Below are 4,898 nucleotides of genomic sequence, written 5' to 3'. Positions count from 1 at the left end.
AACGCCGATCTTGGAGCCGAGCTTTCGCACCGAAAAGCCGGCCTCGCCGTGGCGCGACAACTGATCGAACGCCGCTTCCAGGATCTGGCTCTTGACCAAGCCGCGACGCCCCCGCGGTCGGGATGTCGCCTTGCCTCGTGCCGCCTGAGTTGACAATTCTACACCGTAGCCAATAGTGTCATAAGCTAGGCATACCCGCCCACTAGCGCCTGTCAAGGCGGCCCCAGCGGGTCTAGCCAGCGGAGGAATTGCGTGCCCGCTTCAAGGCCGTTCGCCGCCACATCGCGAGGGTGGCTCAGACCATCCCTGAGGCCATGCCGCAACTTTACCTCTGAAAGCGATCTGATCCTGAGCGGACAGAACGGGAAGGCGCGGCTCCTGCAGCTCTGCGCCCGCATTGGCTATACTCCGCCCGCGAACTTCCAGCGCTAAGTGATGTCGGCCCTCGGGTCCCGTTCTGCTGGAGGTTTATCGGTGACCAATCAACACCAGACGACGCAACTAAAAGAACTCGACGCTCTCCACCATCTGCATCCCTTCTCGGACCATACGTCCCTCCGGGCTGGCGGCGCGCGCGTCATCGTTCGCGGCGACGGGCCCTATGTCTGGGACAGCGAGGGCAACCGCATCCTCGACGGCATGGCCGGCTTGTGGACTGCAAACATAGGTCATAGCCGCCGCGAGCTGGCCGAGGCCGCCTATGCACAGATGCTGGAGCTCCCGTTTTACAACACTTTCTTCCGCACCACGCACCCGCCCGTCGTTGCCCTGTCGCGCAAGCTTGCCGAGCTCGCTCCAGACAATCTCAATCAGGTGTTCTTCGGCTCGTCGGGTTCGGAATCGAACGACACCGCCATTCGCTTGATCCGCCACTACTGGGTTTTGAAGGGCGAGCCCAAGAGACGCATCATCATCTCGCGGAAGAGCGCCTATCACGGATCGACGATCGCGGCCGCTTCGATGAGCGGCATGGCCCACATGCATGCGCACAGCTACCCGCTCTATGAAGGCTTTCGCCACATCATGGACCCTTGTTGGTACGGGGAGGGGAAGGACGGCGAGTCGCTTGCCGACTTCGGCCTTCGCGCCGCGCGCGCGCTTGAGGACGAGATCCTCGCGGTGGGGCCAGAGAATGTCGCGGCGTTCGCCGCCGAGCCGGTGCAGGGCGCCGGTGGGGTCAAGATTCCGCCGGAGACCTATTGGCCCGAGGTCCAGCGCATCGTGGACAAATATGGAATCCTGCTTCTCGCAGACGAAGTCATCACCGGCTTCGGCCGGATCGGCACGTGGTTCGCTTCACAGCATTACGGCATCCGGCCTCATATCATCACCTTCGCCAAAGCGGTGACCTCGGGCTACATCCCGCTCTCGGGCGTGATCGTCGACGACGAGATTGTCGCGGCGTTACTGGCGCATGACGACGACTTCCACCATGGCTACACCTTCTCGGGGCATCCGGTCGCCTGCGCCGTGGCGCTCAAGAATCTCGAGATCATGGAAGAGGAGAGGCTCGTCCCGCGGGTGAACGAATTCACCGGGCCGGCGCTTGCCGAGGTTCTTGCCAAATTCAAGGACCACCCCCTCGTCGGCGAAGTCCGTTCGATCGGCCTGCTCGGCGCCATCGAGCTCGTTGCCGACAAGCGTACGCGCCGCCGCTTCGCCGATCCGGGCCGAGTCGGGCTCATCTGCCGCGACCACTTCTTCCGCGAGGGCTTTGTCATGCGCGCGGTGTTCGACACCATGGTCACCTCGCCGCCACTGATCTGGACGCAAGAACAGTTCGACGAGGCGGAAGCCGCGATCGGCCGCGCGCTCGATCTCACGCTTTCGGATGTGGCGGGAGAGATCGCCGCATGAGCCGTCCGGTCGTCATCATGCCGTGTTGCACCAAGAGCCTCGGCGACTACACGTTCGACGCGGTGGGGCGCCAATACGCCACCGCCGTCGCCGACGTCGCCGATTGCCAGCCTTTGCTGGTCCCGGTCGGGCCCGGTCTGGCGGATATTGCCTCATTGCTCGAGGTTGCCGATGCGATCCTGTTTCCTGGCAGCCCCTCGAATGTCGAGCCGAGCCACTACAGCGACGAGCCTCCGGTAAAGCCGGAGGCTCTGGACTCCTTTCGCGATGCGCTCACGCTCCCGCTGATCCGCGCATCTGTGGAGCGCAAAAAGCCGCTATTCGCGATCTGTCGTGGCTTTCAGGAGCTGAACGTCGCTCTTGGGGGAAGCCTGCATCAGGCGGTGCATGACGTGACCGGCCAAAGCGATCACCGCGAGCGGCCTAACCGTCCGCTCGATGAACGGTATTGTCCCGTGCATCCCGTGGCTCTGCGCGGCAAGCTCCGCGATTGGCTGGGCAGTGACGAGATCATGGTCAACTCGCTGCATGGACAGGGTATCAAGCGCCTCGCTCCCGACCTGCAGGCGGAGGCATTTGCCGAGAACCAGCTCATCGAGGCCGTGCGGGGGCCTGACGACGAGGTGTTCTGTCTGGGCGTTCAGTGGCATCCCGAGTGGGCGCCAAAGTCGAACGAGGTTTCCGTCGCCTTGTTTCGGCGCTTCGGAGCTGCGGCGAGGGGCATGACGCCATGACCGGGACGCGGCTCAACGTGGATGAAGCGCAAGCGTTCCTGGACGCCAATCCGGCAGTGCAATGGATCGACGCCTTCATGTTCGACATGAACGGTATCGCGCGGGGCAAGCGCATCCGCCGGCCGGACCTGCTTGGCGTCGCCAAGCGCGGCCTCATGATGCCAAGGTCGGTCTTCATCATGGACCCGTTCGGCAACTGCGTGGAAGAAACCGGTAGGCTTTGGGAAACCGGTGATCCGGACGCGTGCTGTCATTTGCTGAGTGGGACGTTGTCTCCGATTCCGGTTGGCGACGGCAGGCGCGGCCAAGCCGTGGTCGTGACCGACGTCAGAAATGAGCTGGATCCCCGTACGGTTCTCGCCAATCAACTTGATCGGTTCACGCGCGCGGGCCGGACGCCCGTTGCCGCCGTGGAACTCGAGTTCTACGTCACGAAGCGAAATGCCACCGGCAAGTTTCGGCTCGAGACTCCCGACGGCGTCGCAGATGACCCGGAGCGACCCCTGACCTTCGGGTTTGACGACATGGAGGCCCTGTCTCCCTTCATCGACGACATCTTTCGTGTCTGCGAGGCGCAAAGGATCCCTGTCGACGCCGTCATACAGGAATCGGGGCCCGCGCAGTTCGAGATCAACCTGAAGCACCGCCCGGATGCGATGGCGGCGGCGCTCGACGGGCTGTTGTTGAAACGCGCCGTCAAAGCGGCGGCGCGCGCGCACCAGCTCGACGCGACCTTCATGGCCAAGCCCCATCATGAATGGGCCGGCTCCGGAATGCATGTCCATCTTTGTCTCCTCGATCAGTCTGGACAGAACGTGTTCGCGGGCGATCCTATTTCGCCGCTGTTTCGGCATGCGCTTGGTGGGTTGTGCGAGACGATGGCGGATTTCATGGCCGTTTGGGCACAGTCGGCCAACGCCTATCGGCGCTACGTGCCAAAGGCCTATGTTTCGATGGCCGCTCAATGGGGCTTCAACAATCGCACCGTTGCTCTGCGCGTCCCCCTCGGCGACGGCGCGTCGACCCGCGTCGAGCATCGGATTGCCGGGGCCGACGCCAACCCCTATCTCGTGATCGCATCGATGCTTGCAGGGATGAGCCATGGGTTCGCCCATGAGCTCGATCCGGGTCCCGCCATCGAGGGTCATTCGGACACGGTTGAAGCGCCGCAGCTGCCAACGGCCTGGGTCAACGCGCTCGACCTCTTCCAGAATTCGGAAATCGTGCGGGGGGCCTTCGGCGATAGGTTTCAGCACGTGTTTTCACGCCTGAAGCAGACCGAGCTTAACAATTTCGAACGCATCGTCACCCCGCTTGATCATCTCTGGTACGCGCAAGGCGCATGAGGCATCCATGACGTCACTTGCATATTTCGAGAAGATTGCGGGTGCGGTCGAGTTACCCCACCAGGCAGTGATCGATGGATGTCTTCGGCCGAGCGTCACAGGGCGCACCTTCGAGAATATCACGCCGCGAAATGGCACCGTCATCAACTGCGTCGCTGACTGTGATGCGGCCGATATCGACGCCGCCGTTGCCGCCGCCCGCAGCGCTTTCGACGAGGGTTGCTGGCGCGGTCTTCATTATCGCGAGAAGAAAAGCATCCTGTTCGCGCTTGCCGACCTCATGGAGCGCGATGCCGAGATCCTCGCCGTGCTTGAGAGCCTCGATGTCGGCAAGCCGGTCAATGACGCTCTGACTGTCGATGTCCCGGGAGCGATCCGCACGCTTCGCTATTATGCGGAGGCGCTCGATAAGATCTATGGTGAGGTGGGGCCTGCCACTTCAGACCGTTTCTCTTTCACCATCGAGGAGCCCCTCGGCGTGGTCGGCGCCATCGTGCCGTGGAACTTTCCATTGCATATGGCGATGTGGAAGGTTGCTCCTGCATTGGCGATGGGCAATTCGGTGGTGCTCAAGCCCGCCGAGCAATCGCCGCTGACGGCCCTAAAGCTTGGCCAATTGGCGCTAGAAGCGGGCATTCCCGCGGGCGTGCTGAACGTCGTTCCGGGCTTCGGCGACAGGGCCGGTAAGGCGCTCGCCCTCCACATGGACGTGGACATGATCGCGTTCACTGGCTCGGGTGCGGTCGGCCGGCTGCTGATGCAGTATTCGGGGCAGAGCAACCTGAAGCGCGTCAGCCTCGAACTCGGCGGAAAATCTCCGCAGATCGTGTTCGCAGACTGTCCTGACCTCAACGCCGCCGCCTTTCACGCCGCCTGGGGCATTTTCTTCAACCAGGGCGAGGTCTGCACCGCTGCGTCCCGGCTCCTCGTGCAGGAAGACATCGCCGACGCCTTCCTCGAC

At 62.9% G+C, this 4,898-nt stretch carries 4 protein-coding genes; all 4 read left to right on the top strand.

Annotated features, from left to right (window positions below):
- Nucleotides 1-474: 474 nt before the first annotated feature.
- Nucleotides 475-1,857 (top strand): aspartate aminotransferase family protein, encoded by a 1,383-nt coding sequence (locus ACSLE4_RS07740; RefSeq protein WP_435903897.1) that lies wholly within the window; start codon nucleotides 475-477, stop codon nucleotides 1,855-1,857.
- Nucleotides 1,854-2,591, top strand: a complete 738-nt coding sequence (locus ACSLE4_RS07735) for a gamma-glutamyl-gamma-aminobutyrate hydrolase family protein (protein WP_435903896.1) — start codon at nucleotides 1,854-1,856, stop codon at nucleotides 2,589-2,591. Before ACSLE4_RS07740 ends, ACSLE4_RS07735 begins: the two co-directional genes overlap by 4 nt.
- A complete protein-coding gene (locus tag ACSLE4_RS07730; protein ID WP_435903895.1) occupies nucleotides 2,588-3,937 on the top strand; it encodes a glutamine synthetase family protein in 1,350 nt (449 codons plus the stop codon). The genes ACSLE4_RS07735 and ACSLE4_RS07730 overlap by 4 nt, the downstream gene beginning before the upstream one ends.
- 7 nt (nucleotides 3,938-3,944) lie before the next feature.
- On the top strand, nucleotides 3,945-4,898 hold a 954-nt coding region (locus tag ACSLE4_RS07725; protein ID WP_435903894.1), incomplete at its 3' end, for an aldehyde dehydrogenase family protein.

The sequence above is a fragment of the Methyloceanibacter sp. genome, assembly GCF_051306395.1.
GTDB lineage: Bacteria > Pseudomonadota > Alphaproteobacteria > Rhizobiales > Methyloligellaceae > Methyloceanibacter.
The sequence above is the reverse complement of the archived record's forward strand: the minus strand, read 5'-3'. Positions and strand labels throughout refer to the sequence as shown.